The sequence below is a fragment of the Paenibacillus chartarius genome, assembly GCF_042432825.1.
Lineage (GTDB): Bacteria > Bacillota > Bacilli > Paenibacillales > NBRC-103111 > Gordoniibacillus > Gordoniibacillus chartarius.
Genome location: NZ_JBHLWN010000077.1, coordinates 311,019 through 336,659 on the forward strand (window position 1 = coordinate 311,019; position 25,641 = coordinate 336,659).

The window sequence follows — 25,641 nt, forward strand, 5'->3', positions numbered from 1 at the left end:
ATTTCGGCTAGCTGACATGAGCGTTACGTGGTGCGTAATGGCCGAATCGTCTGTCGTACTGCATTAATGAGCGGATTGCAATTTGCCGCTCAAGGCTGCAAGCACATCCCGGAGCATGCCCAGATTGCGCTCCAGATTCGCCTCGTCCAGTAACTCCAGGTGGCCGCCGGCCCCCTCCCATTCCTCGTACGACTGGGTCGTGAGATGCGCCCAGCTGCCGCGCGTGTCCCGATTGTCCTCCGAACGGAGCAGATGGACGACCGTATGAATCGGCTCCGTTTGCTCCAGTTCGTTCACATAGCGGGCATAGGCCAGCGCATTCGACAGCATCGTTTGCAGCTGATCGCCGTTCATCCGTTGACGCCAGCCTTGCTGTTCCGCATAGGCGAGCAGCTCCTGCGCCAGCTCCTCCTCCGTATGCTCACCCGGTTCGATACGAGGGTACGAATCCAGCAGCACAAGTCCGGCGGCCTCTTTACCGCGATCCTGAAGACGGCGGGCGATTTCGAAGGCCAGGTTGCCGCCTGCGGAATAGCCGAGCAGAAGGAAGCCTTGCCGCCGCGGCTGCAGCTCAGTCATATGGCGCATATATTGCTCCATACGGTCGTCCAGCTCCACGAAATCGAAGCAGATGAACCGGTAAGACGGCAGCCGCGCCGCAAGCGGGGCGAATATCGCGCTGACGCCGCCGACCGGCGGGAAGACGAATACTGTCGGCCTGCCGCCCGTTTCTGCAGCTTCATATTCGTTGAAGACCGTGTAAGGTGCGTGGGCCTCCCCTTGCAAATAAGCGGCTATGGCCGGCGCCAATTGAGCAATCGTCGGGTATTTGAAGTAATACGGAATCGGAATGCTCTTTCCGACATGCTCGCTGAGCCTTGAGGCAGCTTGGATCAGCTTAAACGAATGGCCGCCCAGAGCGAAGAAGCTGTCGTCGATACCGATCCGCGAGGTGCCGAGCACTTCTTCCCACACGGCGGCAATGGACTGTTCCAGCTCATTCCTCGGCGCCGTGAACGGCATCCCCGTTTCGAGCCCGCTCATTAGCGGAGCCGGCAGCGCTGCGCGGTCGATTTTGCCGTTCACCGTTAGCGGCATCTCCGCGAGCTGAACGAACAACGTCGGAACCATATAGCCCGGCAGCGTACGGCTGAGCTCATCGCGCAGCTGTGCGGCAGGCATGTCCCGTTCGGCGCTGAAGTAGGCGACCATATCCTTGTGTCCCCCCGGCAGCTCGGCGATGATGACGGCCGCCGCCAGTACGCCTTCCAGCTGCATGAGCTGAAGTTCGATTTCGCCCAGCTCGATGCGGTAGCCGCGCAGCTTCACTTGATGATCGATACGGCCCAAGTACTCGATCCGTCCGTCCGGCAGCCAGCGAGCCAGGTCGCCGGTCCGGTACATGCGCTCGTCCGGCGCATAAGGATCTTGCAGGAATTTCTCTTTAGACAGCTCCGGTCTGTTCAAATAGCCTCTGGCAACGCCGACGCCCGCCACGTACAGCTCGCCGGGTACGCCGACCGGCTGCAGCTGCCCTGCTTCATCCATGACATACATGCGGTGATTCGGAATCGGACGGCCGATCGTCACGGTTGTGAATCGATCGGGATCGACGATATCGACAGACGAACAGATCGAGTCCTCGGTCGGCCCGTAGCCGTTCACGTAGAGGAGCTGCTTGCTCCACTTCCGCACGAGATCGGCGGATACGGACGAGCCGGCCGTGATGAGCATCCGCAGCGCCGGTATCCGGGCTACATCCAAGTAGGCGGCATAATTGGGCGGCAGGGTAGCTACCGTTACGCCCGTCTGCTCCATAAACCGCTCGAAATCCATCGCATTCAAGAGCAGGTCCGGATCGGGCATCACGAGCGCCGCACCGGTAAACAGCGCCATGAAGATTTCCCAGCATGAAGCATCGAACGAAGCGGAGGCGAACTGTACAACCCGGTCGTCCTCGGTGACGGCCAGCGTCCCTTCGAAGAAGCCCTTCAAATTGGCCGGACCGTTGTGTTCGACCAGCACGCCCTTCGGCTTGCCGGTCGTGCCTGAAGTATAGATCACATAGGCCGGATTGTTCGGCCCCGCAGGTTGCCCGGAGGTTACGTATTCGCGGTCCGTCTGTGCGGCCGGATCGTCATCGAGATAGAGCCTCGTACCTTCGAAGCCGCTGACCTTATTCTCATACTTGCGGTGCAGCAGCAGCACATCGGCGCCCGAATCGTCCAGCATGTAGCGCAGCCGTTCTTCCGGATAGGCCGGATCCAGCGGTACATAGGCGCCTCCCGCCTTCCATACGGCCAGCATAGCGACAATCATATCCGGCGAACGGTCGCAGATCAGGCCGACCAACCGTCCGGGGGCGACGCCGATTCGGCGCAGCCGGGCAGCCCGCGCATCGGCAAGATCGTTCAGCTCCCGGTAAGTCAGGCGGGCATGCGGCGCCAGCACGGCGATTCGGTCCGGCACCCGTACCGCCTGAGCTTCAATAAGCCGGTGTACAGTCACCGGTACCGCTCTCGCCTCTCTCGTATCGTTAAACTCATGTACGATTTGCCTGATTTCCCGCTCGGTCGCAAGCCGAAGCTTCGACAATACCGCCTGAGGCTCGGCTGCGATTTGGTCGATCAGGTGCAGCAGATGCTCTGCCATTCTCTTTACCGTCTCGCGCTTAAAGAGCGAGGTGCGGTATTCCAAATGGCATTCCATGGATGCGTCATGCTCAGCGGTTATGAACGTCAAGTCGAACTTGGCGATCGTATGCTCAGCCGCATATGGCTCGAGCTGCAGCCCGTCGATGCCAAGCGCGGCTTGCTCGGTATTTTGCATGATGAACATCGTGTCAAAGAGCGGATTCCGGCTGTAGTCGCGCGGTGTCCCGAGCGTCTCCACGAGCGTCTCGAACGGATAATCCTGATTGTCGAAGCCCGCCAGTGCGAGGTCCCTTACATCCAGCAAAAACTCCCCGAACGTTTTACCGCTCTCCGGACGAAGCCGCAAAGCGAGCGTATTGACGAACATGCCGATGATTGGCTCGAGCTGCGCATGCGTGCGGCCGGCAACCGGCGTGCCGACCACGATATCTTGCTGCCCTGCATATTTGGAAAGCAGGACGCCGTAGACCGCGAGCAGCAGCATGAACATCGTCGTACCGCTTTGCGCAGCTATGATTCGCAGTGCCTCAAGCCGCTCCGAATCGATGCGGAACGTATAGACATCGCCTTCGAAGCCAAGCACGGCCGGTCTCGGTTCGTCCGTCGGCAGACTGAGCACCGGCAGCTCGCCGCCGAATACGTCCAGCCAATAAGCCTCCTGCCGCTGCAGCCGTTCGCCGTGAAGCTCGTCCTGCTGCCAAACCGCGTAGTCCTTATACTGCAGCTCGAGCGGCGGCAGCTCGGCTCCGGAGTAGAAGGCCATGAAATCGCTGATTAACAGGTTCATCGATACGCCATCGGAGATCAGATGATGCATATCGAAGAGCAGCAGCTGCTCCCGATGCGCCGTCTCCAGCAGGCCGACCCGCAGCAGCGGAGCCCGGTTCAAGTCAAACGGGCGAATGAAGCCGCGTACGCATTCATCGACCGTTTGTCCTTCCAGCACGGTATAAGCTTCAACAGCAAACGGGGCATCTGCTTCCACGACCTGCACCGGCTCGCCGCCGAACAGCCCGAACCGGGTGCGTAAGCTTTCGTGCCGTGCAATAAGCTGCCGGAACGCTTGCTCCAGCCTGTCTTGATCGATCGTCCCGGACGCCACCGTTAATACGCCCGGCATATTGTACACCGTTGTCGATTCGGTCCATTGAGCAAGCAGGTACAGTCGCTTCTGGGCGGAGGACAGCGGGTAATGGGCTCTCTCGTCCGCTCTTGGAATGGCGGCGAATGCATCGCCCGCAGTCCCCTGCAAGTATGCCGCCAGCTGCCCGATCGTCGGGTATTGGAAGACGTCGCGCAGTGCGATTGGCCGGTTCAAGGTTTGATGTATCCTTGCGGTCAATGTCGTCGCTCTAAGGGAATGCCCGCCGATCGCGAAGAAATTGTCCTTCACCCCAACGCGCGGCAACCCCAATACATCCTTCCAAATCTCCTCCAGCTTCCGCTCCAGCTCAGTGCGCGGCGCCGTATACATCGAGCCTGACTGCAGGCCGGCTTCCGGTGCGGGCAGCGCCCGGCGGTTGATTTTCCCGTTGGACGTCAGCGGCATTTGCTCCAGCTCCACCCAATACGTCGGCACCATATAAGCCGGCAGCGATTCGGTCAAAGCGAGGCGAAGCTGCTCCGCAGTCTGTGCTGGAGCCTCCGGATCGGTTACATAGTAGGCGCAAAGCTGCTTTTGGCCCTCGCTGTCTTCCCTTGCCAGCACGATCGCTTCCCGGACCGCATCGATTCGCAGCAGCTGCGCCTCGACCTCGCCCAGCTCGATCCGGTAGCCGCGGATTTTGACTTGATGGTCGATCCTGCCCAAATATTCGAGATTGCCGTCCGGCAGCCAGCGCGCCAAGTCGCCGGTTTTGTACAGGCGGCCGCCCGGAGCGAACGGGTTCGGCACAAACCGCTGCGCGGTCAGCTCCGGACGATGCAGATACCCTCTGGCGAGGCCCGCTCCGGCAATGTACAGCTCCCCGGGTACGCCGATCGGCTGCAGCTGCCCGTGCTCGTCGAGCACATAAGCGCTAAGCGTCGGAATCGGCCGTCCGATGTTGCTCTTCCCGTCGCGAATTTCCTTATCAGTAATTTCCTTGTAGGTGACATGCACGGTCGTTTCGGTAATGCCGTACATATTGATCAGCTTCGTCTCCGGATATTTCGCATGCCACTCCTTCAGCAGCGAAGGACTGAGCGCTTCCCCTCCGAAAATCACATGCCGCAGCGACAGCCTCTTCTCGGCGTGCGCCAGCTCTTCCTCCTTAAGCTGGTAAAAATAGCTCGGCGTCTGATTCAGTATCGTGACCCGCTCGGCAATCAGCAGCTCCCTGAACATCGCCGGGTTCTTCGCGATCATCGGATCGACAATGACGAGCCTGCCGCCGTAGAGCAGCGCGCCGTACATTTCCCATACCGAGAAGTCAAAACAGAACGAGTGGAACAGCGTCCACGTATCGGTTTCCCGGAAGTCGAACAAGTTGTCGTCGTTGAACAGCAGGCGGACGACTTGAACGTGCTCGATCAGCGTTCCCTTCGGCCTGCCCGTCGTCCCCGACGTGTAGATGACATAAGCGAGATGGTTCGGCCCGGCGCTTTCGGACAAGTTGGAGCCGTCAGGGTGATAGGAGCTCTCGTCCTCAAGCACGATGCGCATACCCGTGAAGGCGGCCGACCGGTCCATGACCCCACGTTCCGTTAGAAGAAGCTCCGTCCCCGAATCTTCCAGCATGAAATCGATGCGATCCTGCGGATACTCGGGATCTACAGGTACATACGCGCCACCGGCCTTCAGAATCGCCAGCATGCCGATCACCATATGAACCGAACGGTCCGCCATGATCGCCGCCAGTCCGTCTTCCCGCAAACCGGCTTCTCGCAGCGTGCGGGCAAGGCGGTTCGCCCGTTCGTTCAGCTCCCGGTAAGTAAGACGCCGCGTTCCGTCCTGAACCGCCGTACGGTCCGGCGTCCGCGCAGCCTGCTCTTCAAACAGCCTATGGATCGTCTGATGTCGCGGGAAGCCGGTATCGGCAAATCCATTAAACTCATGAAGCTGCTTTCGCTCCTCGGCTGTCGCGATCGCGAACGAAGACAGCTCGGCCAGCGGATTGCGGATGATTTCATCGATGAGCTGCAGCACATGTCCGGCCATACGCTGAATCGTATCGCGTTTGAACAAGGCGGTGCTGTACTCGAAGCTGCAGTCCAGCTCTCCGCCGCCCGCAGCAGCTTCCGCCGCGTGGAGCGTCAGGTCGAACTTCGCCGTAGTCCGCTGCTGCGGATACGGTTTGAACTGCAGGCCTTCCAGCTCAAGCTCGCCGAGCTCCGTATTGTTCATCGCGAACATCGCGTCGAAGAGCGGATTGCGGCTCAGGTCGCGGGGAACCGCGAGCCGGTCGACCAGCGCTTCGAAGGCGTACTCTTGATTTTCGAAAGCTTGCAGCGTCAGCTCCTTCACTTCCGCCACATAATCCAGGAACCGCTTCGTGCCGGCAGGAGCATGCCGCAGCGCCAGCGTATTGACGAACATCCCGATGATCGGCGTCAAGTCGGCATGCGTCCGGCCCGCCACCGGCGTACCGACGACGATGTCGTCTTGACGGCTGAGCTTGGCGAGCAGCACGGTATAGACGGACAGCAGCACCATGTACAGCGTCGATCCCGTCTGCTCGGCCATTTGCCTCAAGGCACGTGCGCGCTCCGCATCGATCGCGAAATCGTACGTGTCCCCCTCGAAGCTGCGCAACGCCGGACGCGGGAAGTCCGCCGGAAGCTCCAGCACGGGAAGCTCGCCGTCAAATACGGACAGCCAGTACGCCTCCTGCCTGCGCAAGCGCTCGTTCGCCGCTTCCTTGAGCTGCCAAACGGCAAAGTCTTTGTACTGAAGGCGCATCGGGGCAAGCTCCAAGCCTGCGTACAGCCGGGCGAATTGCTCCAGCAGTACGTTCATGGACGCGCCGTCCGAGACGATATGGTGCATGTCCAGCAGCAGCATGTGCCGGTTATCCGTCAAATGCGCCAGCCCTACGCGAAGCAGCGGAGCCTTGCTTAGATCGAACGGGCGAATGAATGTTTCCAGCGCTTGAGGCGCTTCACCCTCCGGCATCGATAGCCGCTCTACGGCAAATTCGACGCTGTCATAGATGCGCTGCACGGGCACGCCGTTCTTCAGCTCGAAGCCGGTGCGAAGCGTCCCGTGACGGTCGATCAGCTGGCGGAACGCAGCCTCCAAGCGGTCGACGTCCAGCGCGCCTTCAATGGTGATGAAGGCCGGCATATTGTAGCTCAGCTCGCCGCCGCCCGACATTCGATCAAGAATGAACAGCCGCTTCTGAGCGGAGGAAACCGGGTAGTAGGCCCGAGCCTCCGCGGGCTCGATGGACGCATACGCCGCGATGTCCGCCGTGCGCCGCAATTCGTCGATCCGTTCGGCCAACCTCATGATCGTCGGATACTGGAACACGTCGCGCAGCGACAACGGAACCTGCATCGTCTGATGCACTTTGGCGACTACCGCTGCCGCCCGCAGCGAATGACCTCCGATCGTGAAGAAGTGGTCGCCTCTCCCGATCCGGTCATAGCCGAGCACCTCCTGCCATACGGACGCCAGCCCGGCTTCCGTCGCCGTTATCGGCGCCGTGTACGGCGTTACGGCAGACGGACTTCCGTCCGGTGCAGGCAGCGCCCTGCGGTCGATCTTGCCGTTCGGCGTGAGCGGAAGCTGCTCCAGCGGGATCAAATACGCCGGCAGCATGTAAGCGGGCAGCGCTGCTGCCAGCTCCGCCATCAGCTCGGCCGGCGCGGCCGGCTTCGCTGCCGCATAGTAAGCGCACAGCTCCTTCTGTCCGCTGCCGTCCGTGTGCACGACGACGGCCGCCTCGCGGATCGCTTCGATCCGGAGCAGCTGCGCCTCCACTTCGCCGAGCTCGATCCGGTATCCGCGAATTTTGACTTGATCGTCGATACGGCCCATATATTCGAGCGTACCGTCCGGCAGCCACCGGACCAGGTCTCCCGTCCGATACATCCTGGGCCCGTGCGCGTCCGTGAACGGATTTGGGACGAACTTCTCCTCCGTCAGCTCCGGCCGGTGCAAATACCCCCGGGCCAGACCGATCCCGGCCAGGCACAGCTCGCCCGGAACGCCCGGCGGCACCAGCCGGTTCGATTCGTCGACGACGTAAACGGCGTGATTCGGAAGCGGGCTTCCGATCGTTACGGTGCCGGCATTCGCTCCTTCGGCATCGAAACGGGATATCGTCGAGCAGATCGAATCCTCGGTCGGTCCGTAGGCGTTGTAGTATTCGACATGGGCAGCCCACAGCTTCGCAAGCTCCAGCGTTGCGGCGGATCCCGCCGTAATCAGCGTCCTGAGCGCCGGCAGGCTGGCCGGCTCCAAATATGCCGCGTAGGTCGGCGGCAGCGTTGCAGCCGTGACCTGCATCTCGGTCATAAACCGCTCAAACGCACGGTGATCTTGAACGATATCATTCGCAGGAACGACCAGAGCAGCGCCGGTTAGCCATGCCATAAACATTTCCCAGCAGGACGCGTCGAACGAGAAGCTCGCAAACTGCACAATTCGGTCGTCCGTGGTGACGCCGAGCGTTTGCCGGAAGAACGGCTGCAGGTTGGTCAAGCCCTTATGCTCGACGAGCACGCCTTTCGGCCGGCCCGTCGTGCCGGACGTATAGATGACATAGGCTAACTGGTTCGGCCCCGCAACCGGCTCCGGATTGGAACGGTCGGCCGCATAGCTGTCCGGGTCGTCCAGCCGAAGCGTCATGCCTTGGAAGGAATCGGGCTCCAGAGCGGCTCCATCCACCAGCAGCAATCTTGTCCCCGAATCGTCGAGCATAAAGCGGATACGCTCCTCCGGATAGCCCGGATCGATCGGTACGTAGGCGGCTCCGGCTTTGAGCACGGCTAGAATGGCGACGAACCGTTCCGGCGAACGTTCCGCCATAATCGCCACAAGCTGATCGGCCTCCGTGCCTTCCGCCCGCAGCCGATGCGCCAGCCGGTTCGCCCGCTCGTTCAGCTCCTTGTAAGTCAGTTGACAATCCCGGAATATGAGCGCCGGCCGATCCGGCGTCAGTTCCGCCTGCCGTTCGAACAATTCGTGGACCGTCCGCTTCAGCGGCTCCGTGATGGCGGATTCGTTATATACGGTCAAAATGTCCCGCTTCTCTTCCTCTGAAGCCAGCTCCAGCGCACGAATTTCAGCATCGGGGCTCTCCGCAATCCGATCGATCAGCTGCAGGAAGCGGCGCGCCATTCGCTCCGCCGTCTCCCGCTTGAACAATGCAGCGGCGTACTCCAAAGAGCAGGCGATCATATCGCCCCGTTCAACGGCGTTAAGCGTCAGATCGAACCTGGCTGTCGCGATCTCGAACTCATAGACGCCCAGCGTTACGTCCTCAAGCTGCAGCTCGCCCTGCTCGGCATTTTGCAGCACGAACATCGCATCGAACAACGGATTGCGGCTGAAGTCGCGAGGCAGCTCCAGCGCGTCGACCAAATGTTCGAACGGATATTCCTGATGCTCGAACGCTTGTAATGCGGCAGCTTGGACGTCCTGCAAATAGGCTAAGAACGGTTTGTTCCCTTCCGGCTTCGTCCGCAGCGCAAGCGTATTGACGAACATCCCGATCAGCGGCTGCAAATCCGCATGCGAGCGGCCGGCGACAGGCGAGCCGACGACGATGTCCTCTTGTCTGCAATATTTGGCGAGCAGAACGGAGTAGACGGCGAACATGACCATGAACAGCGTCGAGCCTGATCGTGCAGCCAGCCGGTGCAGCTGCTCGCTTCGGCTGCGGTCGATCACGAATTCGATCGTGCCGCCCGCAAAGCTCTTCTGAGCTGGCCGCACATAATCCGTCGGCATGTTCAGCACCGGAAGCTCGCCGGCGAAGACGTTCAGCCAATACGATTCCTGCTTGCGGATTCGCAGCTTGGTGGCTTCGAGAGACTGCCAAACGGCGTAGTCCTTATATTGGATAGCCAGCGGCGCTAAAGCTTTGCCGGCATACAGAGCGGCAAACTCTGCAGTCATGTTGCCGATCGAAGCGCCGTCGGAAACGATGTGATGCATATCGAGCATCAGTATATGCCGCTGCGCATCCAGCTCGACCAGACCGGCCCGGATCAGCGGAGGGCGCTCCAGATCGAACGGCCGTATAAAGCTGCGGATACAGTCTTCTACTGAAGATCCCGGAGCTGCCCGCTCCATTGAAACGGTCAACCCGGCATACTCGTACACCCGCTGCACCAGCTCGCCGCTTGCGATCTCGAAGCCGGTCCGGAGCGTTTCGTGACGGCGGACAAGCTCGTTCAGCGCCGCCGCTAGCCGGTCCCGGTCCAGCTTGCCGTCCAGCGTCAGCACGGCAGGCATGTTATAGCTCAGCTCTCCGCCCTCCAGCTGGGACAGCACGTACAGCCGTTTTTGCGCGGAGGAAGCCGGATAGTATGCTTGCTCCGGCGCTTTCGGGATGGAGACGAACGCCGTCTTCTCTCCCGCCTGCGTCAGCCGCTGCGCAAGAAGCGCAACCGTCGGATATTGGAACACGTCCCGCAGCGGCAAGCTCAGCTGCAGTTCTTTATGAAGCTGCGCGACGAATGCGGCGGCCCGCAGCGAATGTCCTCCCAGCTCGAAGAAGGAGTCGTTCACGCCGACGCGCGGCACACCAAGCACCTGCCGCCAAATGTCGGCGAGGCGCCGCTCGAGCTCGTTGCGCGGCGGAGCATACGGCGCTCCGGTCACGAGCTTCGCTTCGGGCGCAGGAAGCGCGGCCCTGTCGACCTTGCCGTTGCGGTTCAGCGGCAGCTGCTCCAGCTGGACGTAATAGTCGGGCAGCATGTACTCCGGCAGCTCCTGCGCGAGAATCCGGCGCACTTCTTCCGGCTCCATCGTCTGCGAAGCGACGTAGTAGGCGCACAGCAACGTACCCCCGGCATTGCCGGAACGCGCGACAACGACGCACTTCCGGATCTCCGGAATACGCTCCAGCTGCGCTTCCACTTCGCCCAGCTCGATGCGGTGACCGCGGATTTTGACCTGGTGATCGATCCGTCCGATATACTCGATCGTTCCGTCCGCAAGCCAGCGAACGAGATCGCCCGTCTTGTACAGGCGCTGCCCCGGCAGCACCGGGCGATAGACGAATGCCGCCTCGGTCAGCTCCGGACGATTCAAGTAGCCGCGGGCAAGTCCGCTTCCGGCGATGTAGAGCTCACCGGGAACGCCGATCGGCTGCGGCTGTCCGTACGCATCCAGCACGTACAGCGCCGTGCCGTTCAGAGGTCCGCCGATCGGCACGCTGGCGGCGGCTTGCGGCAGCTCATCGATGCGGCAGAACGTGGCGAACACGGTCGTCTCCGTCGGTCCGTACACATGAATCAGCTTGCCCGGTCCAATTGCCTGCAGCGCTCTGCGCACATGATCGACCGAAGCTCTCTCGCCGCCGAACAAGATGCTGCGCACCCCGGCCAAGCATTCCGGCTCGTAATCGACAAGCAGATGGAACAAGGCGGTCGTCATGAACATGAAGGTAATGCGTTCCTGCCGGATGACTGTCGACAGCCTGCCCAGCTCAAGCAGCGCGTCCTTGTCGATGAGCACCAGCCTGCCGCCGTTTAGGAGTGCGCCAAAGATGTCGAAGATCGACCCGTCGAACGCGTAGTTGGACAGCTGCAGTATATGATCGTCCGGGGTGATCGTCACATAATTCGTATCCCGGACGACGCGCACCGCTCCCCGATGGGTTGTCATAATGCCTTTCGGCCGGCCTGTCGTCCCCGAAGTATAGATGATATAGGCAAGGTGCTCCGGGCCGCCGAGCGGCTCTGCGTCCGCTGCTTCCTCCGCAGGGTAAGCCGTTTCCCCGTCGACTTCGATCAGTTCGCATGGAATCGTCTTGGCCGCCCGGATCCGGGCTGCAGTGACGACATAGGCAGTGCCGGCGTCCTCCAGCATGTAGCGGATGCGCTCTTCCGGATAGTCCGGATCGATCGGCACATAAGCTCCGCCGGACTTCAAAATACCGAGAATGCCGATTAGCATCTCGACGGAGCGGTCGACCATCAGCCCGATCAGGACGTCGGGCCCTGCCCCCTTCGCTTGCAGCCTCCGTGCCAGCACGTTCGCCCGTTCGTTCAGCTCCCGGTACGTAACCTCCCTTTCGCCGCACTTTACTGCGATGTGCTCCGGCGTCCGCGCAGCCTGCTCCTCGAACAGCCGATGCAGCGTTTTCCCGGCGGACGCCGAATGCCGCTCCGAACCGCCGCTGTTGAAATCAAGCAGCGTCCGGCGGCGCTCGGCTTCGCTCATCAGCTCCAGGGAAGCGAGCTTGACATGCGGGTCGCGGATAACCTGATCGATCAGCTGAACGAAATGCCCTGCCATCCGTTCAATCGTATCCCGGCGGAACAGAGACGTGCTGTATTCGGCAGCGCCCGCGATGACTTCCCCTTCCTCCGTTAATTCAAAGGTCAAATCGAATTTGGCTGTCTTGTGCGCATCCTGGCAGCGCTGCAGACGGAGCTCCGGCAGCTCCAGCACGGTCCGTTCGTTATTTTGCAGCGCAAACAGCGCATCGAACAGAGGATTGCGGCTCAGATCCCGGCGTACGTTCAGCTTCTCGACCAACGCCTCGAACGGATAATCCGGATGCTCAAATGCGGACAGAGCCGCTTCCTTCACTTGACGCACATAGTCGAAGAACGTTTGCTCGGCAGCGGGCTTGAGCCTGATGGCCAGCGTATTCACGAACATGCCGATGAGCGGCCCCAGATCGGGCTGCGCTCTGCCGGCGATCGGCGTGCCGACGACGACCTCCTCTTGGCCGGCGTACTTGGCCAGCAGCGCCGAGTAGGCGGCCAGCAGCACCATGTACAGCGTAGCTCCCGATTCGGATGCGAGACTGCGCAAGGCTTGACTCCGGCTGCTATCGATCACGAATTCCAGCGAATCTCCTTCGAAGCGCTGAAGAGCCGGTCTGGCGTAGTCGGTCGGCAGGTCCAGCACCGGAATGTCGCCTGCGAATACGTCGAGCCAGTACGATTCCTGTTTGCGCAGCGAGCCGTTCTGCTCCTCCCTGAACCGCCATACGGCATAATCCTTGTACTGAATCGTCAGAGGGGGCAGCTCGTCGCCGTTGTATGCGGCCATCAGCTCGCGGATCAGCACGCTCATCGACGCGCCGTCCGAAATGATGTGATGCATGTCGAACAGCAGCACATGCTGCGATTCGGTCAACTTTGCGAGTCCCGCCCGAAGCAGCGGCGGAGAATCGAGCTCGAACGGCCGGATGAACGATGCAGCCATGGCTTCCGGCTCGTCGGGCCGAACCGGCTCCAGCTCGAAGCCGGCATCCGGAGCAATGTACTGCACCGCCTCTCCGTCGACCAGCCTGAATCCGGTGCGAAGCGTCTCGTGGCGGCGGATCAGCGTCCGGAATGCCGCCAGCAGGCGATCCCGGTCAAGGTCGCCTTCGATGCGCAGCATGCCCGGCATGTTGTAGCTGACTTCGTTGCCGTCCAATTGAGACACGATGTACAGCCGCTTCTGGGCCGACGTCATCGGATAGAATTCGCTTGCCGGTGCGGCCGGTATCGCAGCGGAGCCGCCGCGCTCCCTGTCCGCCAGCCTCTCGGCCAGCCGCTCGACGGTCGAAGCCTCGAACAAGTCGCGCACCGACACCGGGATGTTCAGCTCCTTGGCGATTTTGGATGCGAGTGTCATGGCACGCAGCGAATGCCCGCCGATCAAGAAGAAATCATCCGTCACACTTACCCGCTCCAAACCGAGTACATCCTGCCACAAGTCCGCCAGGCGCGCTTCCAGCTCCGTCCGAGGCTGAATCCCTTCCGCCGCCGTCTGCAGGCCAAGCTCCGGTGCGGGCAGCTCTCTGCGGTCGATTTTGCCATTGCGGGTTAACGGCATTCGATCCAATTGCATCACATAGGCAGGTACCATATATGCCGGCAGCGACTGCGACAGCAGCTCGCGAACCGCATGCGGCGACAGCCCCTCGCGGGCGACGAAATAAGCGGCCAGCTGCTTGCCTCCGCCGTCCTGCTCCACCGGAATGACAACAGCCTCCTGCACCGGCTCGATGCGCAGCAGATGCTCCTCCACCTCGCCGAGCTCGATCCGGTAGCCCCGGATTTTCACCTGATGATCCAGGCGCCCCAAATATTCAATCTCGCCGTCAGGCAGCCATCTCGCCAAATCGCCGGTACGGTACATGACCGTTCCGGGAACGAACGGATTCGGGACGAATTTCTCCGCGGTCAATTCCGGCCGGTTCACATACCCTCTAGCCAGCCCGTCCCCGGCAACGCACAGCTCGCCCGCCACGCCGACCGGCAGCAGCTGCAGGCCTTCGCCCACAACGTACGCCTGCGATTGGCGGATCGGTCTGCCGATCGGGATATTGCCGCCGATAGGTCGGCTGCCGATTGAATAAGCGGTCGAGAATGTCGTGTTCTCCGTCGGTCCATAGCCGTTGACGATGTTCAATTCCGGGTGAGCGGCTCGCGCCCGCTCAATATGCGCAGGCGACAAGGCGTCGCCGCCCACGATGACGGTCTTCACCCCGGCCAGCAAGCCGCTGTGCTGCTGAATCAGCTGATTGAACAGCGGGGCTGTCAGCCACAGCATCGTGATGCCGAACCGCTCGATCGATTGCTGCAGCTGCAGCGCGTCCAAAATGACGTGCTCCGGCACCAAATACAGCCGCAGCCCGTTCAGCAGCGCTCCCCATATCTCGAAAGTCGAAGCATCGAATACGAGCGCTCCGGTTTGCAAAATGCGGTCCTGATCCGTAAATGTCACATAGTCGGTTTGCTTAACGAGCCGCACGACGCCGCGCTGCTCGATCATGACCCCCTTCGGCTTGCCTGTTGTTCCTGATGTATACATGATATACGCCAGTTGCTCAGGGCCGGCGACCGGATCAAGGTTATGCTCCGGTCCTTCGGCTGCGGTGCTTCCGTCGACCCACAAATAAGTACACGGCAGGTCGGCCGGCACTCGTCCGCGCAGCTGCTCCTGCGCCAGCAGCACCTTCGCCCCGCAGTCTTCGAGCATGAATCGGATGCGCTCCTCCGGATAATTCGGCTCAATCGGCACATAGGCGCCGCCCGCCTTGACGATCGCGAGAACGCTAACGATCATGTCCAGCGATCGGTCCGCGAGAAGCGCGACCGGCTGATCGGCCGTCACCCCTTGCTCCCGCAAATGGTGCGCGATAACGTTCGCCCGCCAGTTGAGCTCCCGGTACGTAAGCTGCTCCTCGCCGAAAATGACGGCAGGCTGCTCCGGAACCCGATCCGCCTGCTCTTCAAACAGCTGCGCGATCGTCCGGTCCCGCGGATATGGCGCACTCGTATCGTTGAACACGTCCAAGATGAGCCGGCGCTCCGCCTCTCCTACAAGCTCCAAACGCCCGATCTCGGTACCGGGATTGCGCTCGATCTGCTCCAGCAAATACACGATATGACCCTGCAGCCGCTGCATGTCGGCCAGCTCAAAGGCGGCCCCGTTAAACTCCAGAACGAACCGCAGCTCGTCACCGGGCAGCACGATTACGTTCAAATCGTAATTCGTCTGCGTCGTCGTCGATACGTTCTCGATCGCAAAGCTGCCGCCGCCCATCGTCTGCATCAGCTGCTCGACCGGATAGTTTTCGAATACGACGATATGGGTGATCAGGTCCTGCTTCTGTTCCGTTATCGCCTGAATCTCGTAGAGCGGGAACGTATCGAACGCTTGGGACGACAAGGCTTGCGCCTGCAAGGAACGGGCCGCTTCCGTGAACGTCGACGCCGCACTGCAGCGCAGGCGAACCGGTATCGTATTGATGAACAGCCCGAGCATGCGCTCTACGCCCGGCAGCTCTGCCGGCCGGCCCGAGACGACGGTGCCGAACACGACGTCCGGCTGGCTGTTGTATTTGTGCAGCAGAATGCCCCATGCGGCCTGAAGCAGCGTATGCAGCGTCACCTGGCTGCGTTTGGCCAGCTCGGTCAGGCGGCGCGAGAAGTCGGCTCCCAGTCCGAAGCTCAGCCTTTCCGGTACATATTCGCCCGGCCCGCGCCGAGCTTTCGTCGACGGAACGGCCGTAACCTGTTCATACCCGTCCAAGCAATCCTGCCAATACTGCGACGCCGCGTCACGGTCGCGACGCTGCAGCCAGTTCACATACTCGCTGTACGGCAGCACCGGAGCGAGGCTCGGCGCCCTGCGGTCGCGACGGGCCGCATATATCTCAAACAGCTCTTCGGTGATCAGCGACAGGCACCAGCCATCCATCACAATATGATGGAAGCTCCAGATGAACCGGTAGCGGTCCTCGGCAAGCTGAACTATGGTAATCCGCATCAGCGCATCGCCGCTCAAATCGAAGCCCTGCTCCCGATCCTCCTTGACCATCCGTTCGATAGTATCGGCGAGCTCGGACTGCCGCAGCTCACGCAGATCGATATAGCGCAGGCTCGATTCGTTACGACTGCGAAGCACGACTTGAACCGGCTGCTCCAGCCAGTCTGCGATAAAATTCGTCCGCAGCACAGCATGGCGTTTCGTCAGCTCCGCCAAGCTTTCGGCGAGATCTTCCATCACGAGCGGACCGGCAAAATCAAACGTCGTCTGTTCCACGTAAGCGCCGGAACCTTCGTCCAGCATATGGTGGAACAGCATACCCTGCTGCATCGGCGTCAGCGGGTAGACGTTCTCGAGAACGCCGACCGGACGCAGACGCGCTGTCAGCTGCTCCAGCTCTTCGATGCTGACTCCATGCACGCCGATATCGCTCGGCGTCAGCTCCGGCGTCGTTACGCCCGCACAATGAGCTATGACATTTTTTAAGGCATCGTTCAGTGCTGCCGCGAACCGCTCCATCGTCTCCCTGCGGTATTGCTTGGCGCTATAGCCGATCTCCAGCATGAGCGCTCCGCCGGTGACCATGGCGTTCAAGTCGAGCTTGTAAGGACGGACCGCACGGCCGCTGACGGCTTCTCCAATCGAATGCGGCGACAGCCGCAGGCCGCTGCTCGTCAAATCTTCGTCAAATTGCCCCAAATAGTTGAAGGAAAGCTCGGGCTCGCCGGACGCTTGGATACTCCGCTCCAAACCGGCGGCCATGTAACGGAGCACCCCGTAACCAAGCCCTTTGCCGGGAATGCCGCGCAGCTCCTCCTTCATCCGCTTGATTCGGCGAGGCAGCGTCTCCCCCGGGATCGTTCGCAGAAGCACCGGATATTGGCTCGTAAACCAGCCGACCGTGCGGCTCACATCGACATCGGCGCCAATCGATTCCCGGCCGTGGCCTTCGAGATTGATCTTGATCTGTCCCAGACCGGCCCAGTCATACAGCGCCAAGCCTAAAGCCGTCAGCAAAATGTCGTTCATCTCCGTGCCATACGCCCGATGCGCGTCCCGCAGCAGCAGCCCGGTATCCTCGGCCGTCAAGCGGACCGTAACCGTCTCGCTGTCGGACTGGACCGTCTCTTCGACAGCGGTATCGACTGGCAGCGGCTCGACAGCATTTTGCTCCACATCCTGCCAATAGGCCAATTCGGCGCGCAGCGCATCACTTGCCGCATATGCCGTAAGCTGATTCGCCCAATCTTGAACGGAATGCGTCTTGAGCGGAAGCCTCAGCTCCTGGCCATGGGCAGCCTGCGCATATGCAGCGGCAAAGTCCTCGAACAGAATGCGCCACGATACGCCGTCGATCGCGAGGTGATGCACAACGAGCAGCAAATGGTCGCCGTCAGGGCAGCGGAACAAGATGCTCCTGCATAACGGTCCCGCGCTCAGGTCGATGCTCGATTGCAGCTGGCCGGCCCGCTCCCGGATTGCTTCGGCATAAGCTGGCAGCGTCCGGTAATCGCAAACGTCGAGCGAGTACAGCGTGCCGTTCGTCGCATGATCGCCGCCATCCCCGCTCGATCGAATCCACGCCTGCGGCCCGTCCTCGCCATGCCGCAGCACGAGGCGCAGCGCATCATGATGCTGGACGAGCTTGCGCAACGTCCGATGAAGCGCGTCCTCGTCGAACCGTTCGGCCGTCAGCATGACGGCTTGATTGTAATGATGCGGCTCCGGCCAATTTTGCTCCAGGAACCACAGCTGAATCGGCGTCAAATCAACAGGACCCGACACTTCGCCTTGGTAGGCCGTATGGCGGACAACGGACAGCCGCGGACCGAGCCGGGCGATCGTCGGGTAATCAAATAAATCCTTCATGTCGAGCTTGCTTCCGGCCTGCAGCAAACGGGAGCACACCTGGATCGCTTTAATCGAATCGCCGCCCAGCTCAAAGAAATGGTCGTGAATGCCGACGCGCTCCAGTCCCAGCACCGCTTGCCAAATTTCGGCCAACTGCGTCTCTCCCGGGGTGCGCGGAGGCGTATAGCCCGCCGTATCGCCGCCAACTGCGCCCGGCTCCGGCTTCGGCAGCGCGCCGCGATCGATTTTCCCGTTCGGAGTTAGAGGCATGCGCTCCAGCTGCATAAAGAACGAAGGCACCATAAAGCCGGGCAGCTCGCGCTCCAGACTGGCCTTCAGCTCGGACATGGACAGCGGCTCATCGGCCACCATATAGGCGCACAGCCGCTTTTGCCCGCCGGCGTCCGTCTGCGCCGCAGCTACGGCCTCCCGGATCGCAGGCGACACTTGAAGCAGCTTCGCTTCGATCTCTCCGAGCTCGATGCGGAAGCCGCGCAGCTTGACCTGATGATCGATCCTGCCGAGCAGCTCGACCGTGCCGTCCGGCAGCCATCTGGCCATATCCCCGGTTCGGTACAGACGCTCGCCCGACGATAACGGATCGGCGATGAAACGCTCGGCGGTCAGGTCCGCCCGATTCCAATACCCGCGAGCGACGCCGCAGCCGCCGATATACAGTTCGCCCGTCACGCCGACCGGCTGCAGCTGCATATGTTCATCCAACACATACATCCGGACATGCGGCAGCGGCTTGCCGATCGGCAAGCTGCGAGCGTCGACCGGATCGCTGCATTCGAAATAGCTCGAATCGATCGTCGCCTCCGTTACGCCGTAACTGTTCAAGATGCGCATGCGGCTGCCGTACCGTTCGTTCAGCGCATTGAAGTGATCGACCGGGCAAAGATCGGAGCCCAGAATGAGCAGCCGGAGCTCGCACGGATCGAGCCCGTTGTCGTGCATATAGTCCATAAGCGGAATGACGAGCGCCGGCGTCGATTCCAGCATCGTAATCCGGTGCCGGACGATCAGCTCGTACAGACGCGACGGGTCCAGCCGCGCCTCGGCCGGACAGATCACCAGCTCGCCTCCGTTCAGCAGCGCTCTGGCATAATCGCCGGAAAACACGTCGAACGAAAAGCTCGCCCATTGAAGCACCCTCACCGGCAGTTCCCGAAGCTTGTACTCCTGCGTCCATGCGTTTGCAATCGCTGCAAATTGGCGGTGTTCGACCATTACCCCCTTCGGTTTGCCGGTCGTGCCCGACGTGTAGATGACGTATGCGAGATTGCCGGCTCCCGCTGCCTCCGGCAGATCGGTCCCGTCTTTGTCGTAACACGCCTCGTCGTCAACGAGCACTACCGTACCTTGGAACGGCACCTTCGACCGCAGCTGCGTTTGCGTCAGCAGCACGCTCGCGCCGGAATCGTCCAGCAGATAGCGGATGCGCTCCTCCGGATAGCCCGGATCGATCGGTACGTAGGCGCCCCCTGCCTTTAGCACCGCCATGATGCCGACCATCATGCCGAGCGACCGCTCCGTCATGACGCCGACAGGCCCGTCGGGCACGACCCCTGCGGAGCGGAGCGTCCGCGCCAGTCGATTCGCCCGCTCGTTCAGCTCGCCGTACGTAAGCCGATCCTCCCCATAGATGACGGCGGTTAGGTTGGGGGTGCGAGCCGCCTGCTCCTCAAACAGCCGGTGGATCGTCCCGATCGGCGGCTCCGCCGACCTTCCGCCGGCAGCGAATCCGAGCAGCATCGACTCCTCCGATGACGGCATCAGCTGGATGCCGCCTACCCGCAGCTCCGGATCGGCGGATATCTGCTGCAGCACATGGACGAGATGGCCGTACATGCGATCCATATCGGCCGCATCCATCACAGCCGCATTGTACTCCATCTGAATGCCCAGGCCCGGTCCCGGGAGGAAGGTCAAGGCGAAGTCGTAGTTCGTTTGCTCCACCAGCGCCGCACCGGTTACGGTGAGACCTGCGGCGCCGTCCCGGCTTGCCCACTGCTCCATCTGCTGCTCGACCGGATAATTTTCGAATACGACGATGTGCCGAATCAGCTCGTCCTTCTGCTTCGTCCGTGCTTGAATCTCGTATAACGGATACGTGTCATAAGCCTGCGAAGCGACGGCTTGAAGCTGCACCCGCTTCAGCAGCTGCGCTGCGGTCATCTCGTCGTCGCACTTCACGCGGACGGGAATCGTGTTGATGAACAGTCCTACCATCTGCTCGATGCCCGGGATATCCGCCGGCCGTCCGGAGACGACGCTGCCGAATACGACATCGCGGTGGCCGTTATAGCGCTGCAGCACGATCGCCCACGCGGTTTGAAGCAGCGTATGAAGCGTCACTTGGCGGCTGCGGGCCGCTTCCTGAATTCGGGCGGTGAAGCTTTCGCTCAGCGCGTAGGCCGTCTTCTCCGCTTGATAACGGCCGGCCGCAGCGCGCCGGGAACGGCCTGAGGGCAGCTCGGTCTGATGATCGTAGCCTTGCAGATAGCCGCTCCAGTAACGCCCCGCCTCCTCTTGATCCTGCCGCTGAAGCCACTCGACGTATTGACTGTAGCGGGGGCCGGCCCCTGCGGCAACGGACGGAGCCCGCCCCTCTATCAGCTCAAAATACCAGGTGAAGACGTCCTTCACGATCAGCGATAAGCACCAGCCGTCCATCACGATGTGGTGGAAGCTCCAAATCACTTTATACGCCGCTTCTCCCATCCGTACAATCGTCACCCGCATCAGCGAGTCCTGCTCGAGATGAAATCCGCGCTTCCTGTCGCGTTCGGCTACAAGCTCCACATAGCGTGCCAGCTCTTCGGCAGTCAGCCTCTCTTGCGGGGTTTCATCATGAAACTCAACCTGCTTGCTGCGATAGACGAGCTGTACCGGAACCTCCTTCCAGCCGAGCACGATGTTCGACCGCAGCGCCTCATGCTTTTCCGCGAGCAGCTCCAAGCTGCGGCGGAACGCCGCCGAATCGAACGTTCCTTTCACATCGAACGACATCTGCTGGAAATAAGCGCCCGAATCGGCATCCAGCATCGTGTGAAACAGCATCCCTTTCTGCATCGGCGTCAGCGGATAAATATTCTCGATTTCGCCGATCGGCATCGAAGTCCGTTCCAGCCGTTCCAGCTCTGCGATGGTCACTTCCTTCAGTACGATGTCGCTCGGCGACAGCTCCGTCCGCTCCTTCGATGCGCAGTGGGCGATCAGCTCGCTCAAATGGACGTGAACCAGCTCCGCCAGCCTGCCGATCGTCTCTTCCCGGTACTGCTTGCGGCTGTAGCCGATGTCCAGCTTCAAGCAGCCGTCCGTCACCATCGCGTTGAGCTCCAGCGTATACGGTCTGGCGAGCTCGCCGGAGCACGCTGCACCGGTCCGATAAGGAGACAGTCCGAAGCCGCTGCGTCGCAGCTCCTGATCGAACTGGCCCAAATAGTTGAACACGACTTCCGGAGCGTGTGCGGCTTGGGCAGCCAACTTGTCTCTGGCGAGGTAGCGCAGCATGCCGTAACCGGCCCCTTTGCCCGGCACCTCGCGCAGCCGTTCCTTCATCTTCTTGATCCGGCGCGGCACCCCGTCGCCATCCTCATAGGCGGGAAGCAGCACCGGGTATAGGCTGGTAAACCAGCCTACCGTCCGCGACAAATCGAGCTCCGAGCCGAACCGGTCCCGTCCGTGCCCTTCCAGATGTATCTTGACTTCGTCCGCTCCGCACCACGATTGCAAGGCCATTCCGAGCGCCGTCAGCAGTATATCGTTCACATCCGTGCCATAGGCGCGGTGAACGTCGCGGAGCAGGAGCTCCGTATCCCGCTTCAACCACTGAACCGAGCGGGTTTCGCTGTCCTCCATCCGTGTCATTGCAGCGTCAAAATCTTTCGGAAGCGGCTTGACGGCATGTTCTTCAATATGCTGCCAATACGCCCTCTCCGCCTGCAGCGACTCGCCGGAGTCGGCAAGACGCTGCATGTGCAGCGCCGCTTCACGCAGCGAATCCGTCTTCGCCGGCAGCCGAACCGGCTCGCCAGCCGCAGCCTGCGCATAGCCGGCCGCCAAATCTTCCAGCAAAATTCTCCAGGAAACCCCGTCGACGACCCAGTGATGAATCACGATCAGCAGGTGATCGCCGTCCGGACATGCGAACAGCGCCAGCTTCAGCAGCGGACCGTTATGGGCGTCCATGCTACGCTGCAGCTCGTTCGCGGTTCGCTCGATGAACGGTCCGCATTCCGGGAGCGGGCGCTCCCGCATATCGAACGTCTCCAGACGGTAGGTTTCCCCATCGCCCGCGCCCCGGTTCCAGGCCTCCGCTTCCCGGTCATCCGTACCGCGTACAACAATCCGCAAAGCATCATGATGAATCGTCAGCTGCCGCAGAGCGGCCTCGAGCGCGTCGGGCCGGAACCGTTCCTCCCGGTGCAGCATGACAGCCTGGTTATAATGATGAATCCGGCCCTGCGCCCACTCGAGGAACCAGCGCTGAATCGGGGTTGCCGGTACCGCCCCCGTTACTTCGCCCTGATCGATGACGCGCAGCATCTCATGCACCCGCGGACTCAGCTCGGCAATCGTCGGATATTGGAACAAGTCGTTCATCTCCAGACGGTAGCCGGCTTGATGCATTTGGGAGGTCACTTGAATCGCCTTGATCGAATCTCCGCCCAGGTCGAAGAAGCTGGTGGTCACGCCGACTCTCGGAGCTCCCAGCACATCCTGCCAAATCGCGGCCAACGCTTGCTCGACCGGCGTCCTCGCCGGCACATACTCGGCCGCTGCCGCCGCCGTAGACGCCTCCGGCGCCGGCAGCGCCTTGCGGTCGACTTTGCCGTTCGGCGTCAGCGGAAGCCGCTCCAGCTGAACGAAATAGGCCGGGATCATATAGCCCGGCAGCTGCTTCGCAAGCTCCGCTCGCAGCTCCCTACCGGAGATCGGCCTTTCGGCGGCGTAATAGGCGCACAGCTGCTTTTGCCCGTCGGTATCGTCCCTCACCGCAACCGCGGCATCCACGACGTCTGCCATCATGCGCAGCTTCGCCTCGATCTCGCCGAGCTCGATGCGGTAGCCGCGAATTTTGACCTGATCGTCGATCCGTCCCATGTACGTCAGGCTGCCGTCCTCATTCCACTTCGCCAAATCGCCGGTCCGGTACATGCGCTTACCCGGCTCGAACGGATTCGGCACGAACCGCTCCGCCGTCAGCTCCGGACGGCCCAAATAACCGCGCGCGAGTCCGATTCCGGCAATGCATAGCTCACCGGCGACGCCGGCCGGAAGCAGCTGCATCCGGGAATTGACGATGTAAATGCGGTGATTGGCGATCGGCGTTCCGATCGATACGTCGGCCGCCCCGTCTACGCTCCAATCCCCGGAAGGCGTCCAGACCGTCGTACAGATCGAGTCCTCCGTAGGCCCGTAGGCGTTGTAATACTGAACGCGTCCGGCCCACTGCCGGATCAGCTCCGGAGATGCGGCTGAGCCGGCGGTGAACAGCTTCTTCAGCTTGGGAAGCCGCTCCGGGCTCAAATACGCCGCATACGTCGGAGGCAGCGTCGCTATCGTAACCTCGTGCTCGTTCATGAACCGCTCGAACAGCGTGTAATTTTCGATATCGGAGGAAGCCGGAATCGCCAGCGCAGCGCCGCACAGCAATGCCATAAACATTTCCCAGCACGAGGCGTCGAAGGACATGCTGGCGAACTGCACGATACGATCCGTATCTCCGATCCCAAGCGTTTCCGACCAGTAAGATTGCAAATTGCATAGGCCTCGGTGCTCGACCATGACCCCTTTAGGCTGACCGGTGGAACCGGAGGTGTAGATGACATAGGCCAAATCGTCCGGACTTCCGGCTGTCTTCGGCCGTTCGGCAATCACCGGAGTATCACCTTCCTCATCCAGATCGATGATCAAGCCTGCAAACGGAACAAGCTCCTTCAGATGAGACTGCAGCAGCAGCACGCCAACGCCGGAATCGTCCAGCATATAGTGAATTCGTTCCGGCGGATAGCCCGGATCGATCGGCACATACGCGCCGCCCGCTTTCAGCACAGCCAAAATCCCGATGACCGTCGCTGCGGACCGCTGCGTCATAATGCCCGCAAGCCGGCCGCTTACCCCTGCAGCATGCAGCCGTGCCGCCAGCCGTTCGGCTCTTTCGTCGAGCTCCCTGTACGTTAGCCGCTCCTCGCCGCAAATGACCGCCGTCCGCTCCGGACGAAGCGCCGCCTGCTCCTCGAACAGCGCGTGGATCGTCGTCCCGCTCCGGAAGTTTGCCGCCGTATCGTTGAAGGCTCCTTGAATGCGTTCCTTTTCCTCATCGTCCAGCAGCGGAATATCGGCGAGCCTGCCGCCCGGGTTGCTCAGGATCGACTTTACAATCGACAGCAGCTGCCGTCCGATCCGTTTGATTTCTGCAGGATCGAACAAATGACTCCGATAGTCGAGGTGCAGCAGCACCTGCCGCTCATCCGTCATATCCTCGACGCGAAGCAGCATATCGTTGACTTCGTGACCGCAAAATCCGGCGGCCAGCAAAACGCGCAGCCCTGCGACATCGATCCAGCGCAGCGGACGGTATTCGATCGCAACGGCGAACAGCCGGTGGATGTCCGGGTTCCGGTGATGCTCTCTGAGCTCCTGCAGCAATTGATTGTAAGGGTACTTCTGATGGCGCAGGATCGCCGCCTGTTCCTTGGCCGTTTGCTGCAGCAAGGCTAAGGCGGTCTGTTCCGCATCCACGTCCAGTCTCGTAGGAACGGTGCTGGCGAACATGCCGATCGTCTCTTTCTCCCGCTTAACCGTCCGGTTCGCATAGATCGTGCCGACCGACAAATCCCGCTGCTCCGTTACCTGATGAAGATATATGTATAAGGCCGTCATCATTATTGTGAAGGTACTCGTCTGGTGAAGCTGGGCGAAGCTCTGCAGCTCATCGTACATCGAACGGTCGACGACGATTGTGTGCCGTTCCGCGTCCGTCCGTGCGGTCCTTGGATTGTAGGCTTTCCAGCCCGTCGTCTCCGGCAGCGTGCGGAACTTCTCGATCCAATACTGCTTGTCCGCGTCGTATCTGCCGGAGCCCTCGTACGACCGTTCCGTCTCCAGTGTGGAAATAAAGTCCGTCGATGCCAAGCTTTGCGGCGGCTGCCCGCGGGTTAAAGCGTCGTAATTATGCAAAATTTGGTTGCCGATCGTTTGCAGCGATATGCCGTCGCAAATAATATGGTGAATTTTTACATAAACCCACGTTATCCGTTCATCGAGCTGCAGCATCGTCATTTGGAACAACGGTCCTTGTTGAAGATCGAACGGAATTCGATTGTTGACGGCAAGCCACTCTTCGGCTTCCAGCCTCGAGCGGAAGCTCAGCGTCTTGACCGGCTCGCTGCTCTGCGCGGGGATCGCGTCGACCATCTGCCAAATGCCGCCGTCAGGATCAGCGGTGAACCGGAGCCGAAACGCATCGTGCTGCGCGATCGTCTCCTGCACGGAGCGCTCCAGCACGTCCATGCGGACCGTTCCTTCGATCTGGACGCAGCCGGAAATGACCGACACCGCGGTGTTCGGAAACAGCAGGTCGGTATACCAAATTCTGCGTTGGGCTTGCGTTAAAGGCCAGCGGGTCATAGAATCTGCGTTCAAATCATTCACTCCTATGGATGGTGTCGGTTTGTATCCCAAATTTTCCCTAACCATCATACCATACGCCCATTTCCTGTAATCTTCCTTCGACAAAAACTTAATATT

General features: G+C 61.0%; 1 protein-coding gene. It reads right to left on the minus strand.

The genetic code is table 11. The features are described from left to right. Positions 1 to 63: 63 nt before the first annotated feature. A complete protein-coding gene (locus ACFFK0_RS21225) occupies positions 64 to 25,536 on the minus strand; it encodes a non-ribosomal peptide synthetase (RefSeq protein ID WP_377472360.1) in 25,473 nt (8,490 codons plus the stop codon). Between the last annotated feature and the right edge of the window lie 105 nt (positions 25,537 to 25,641).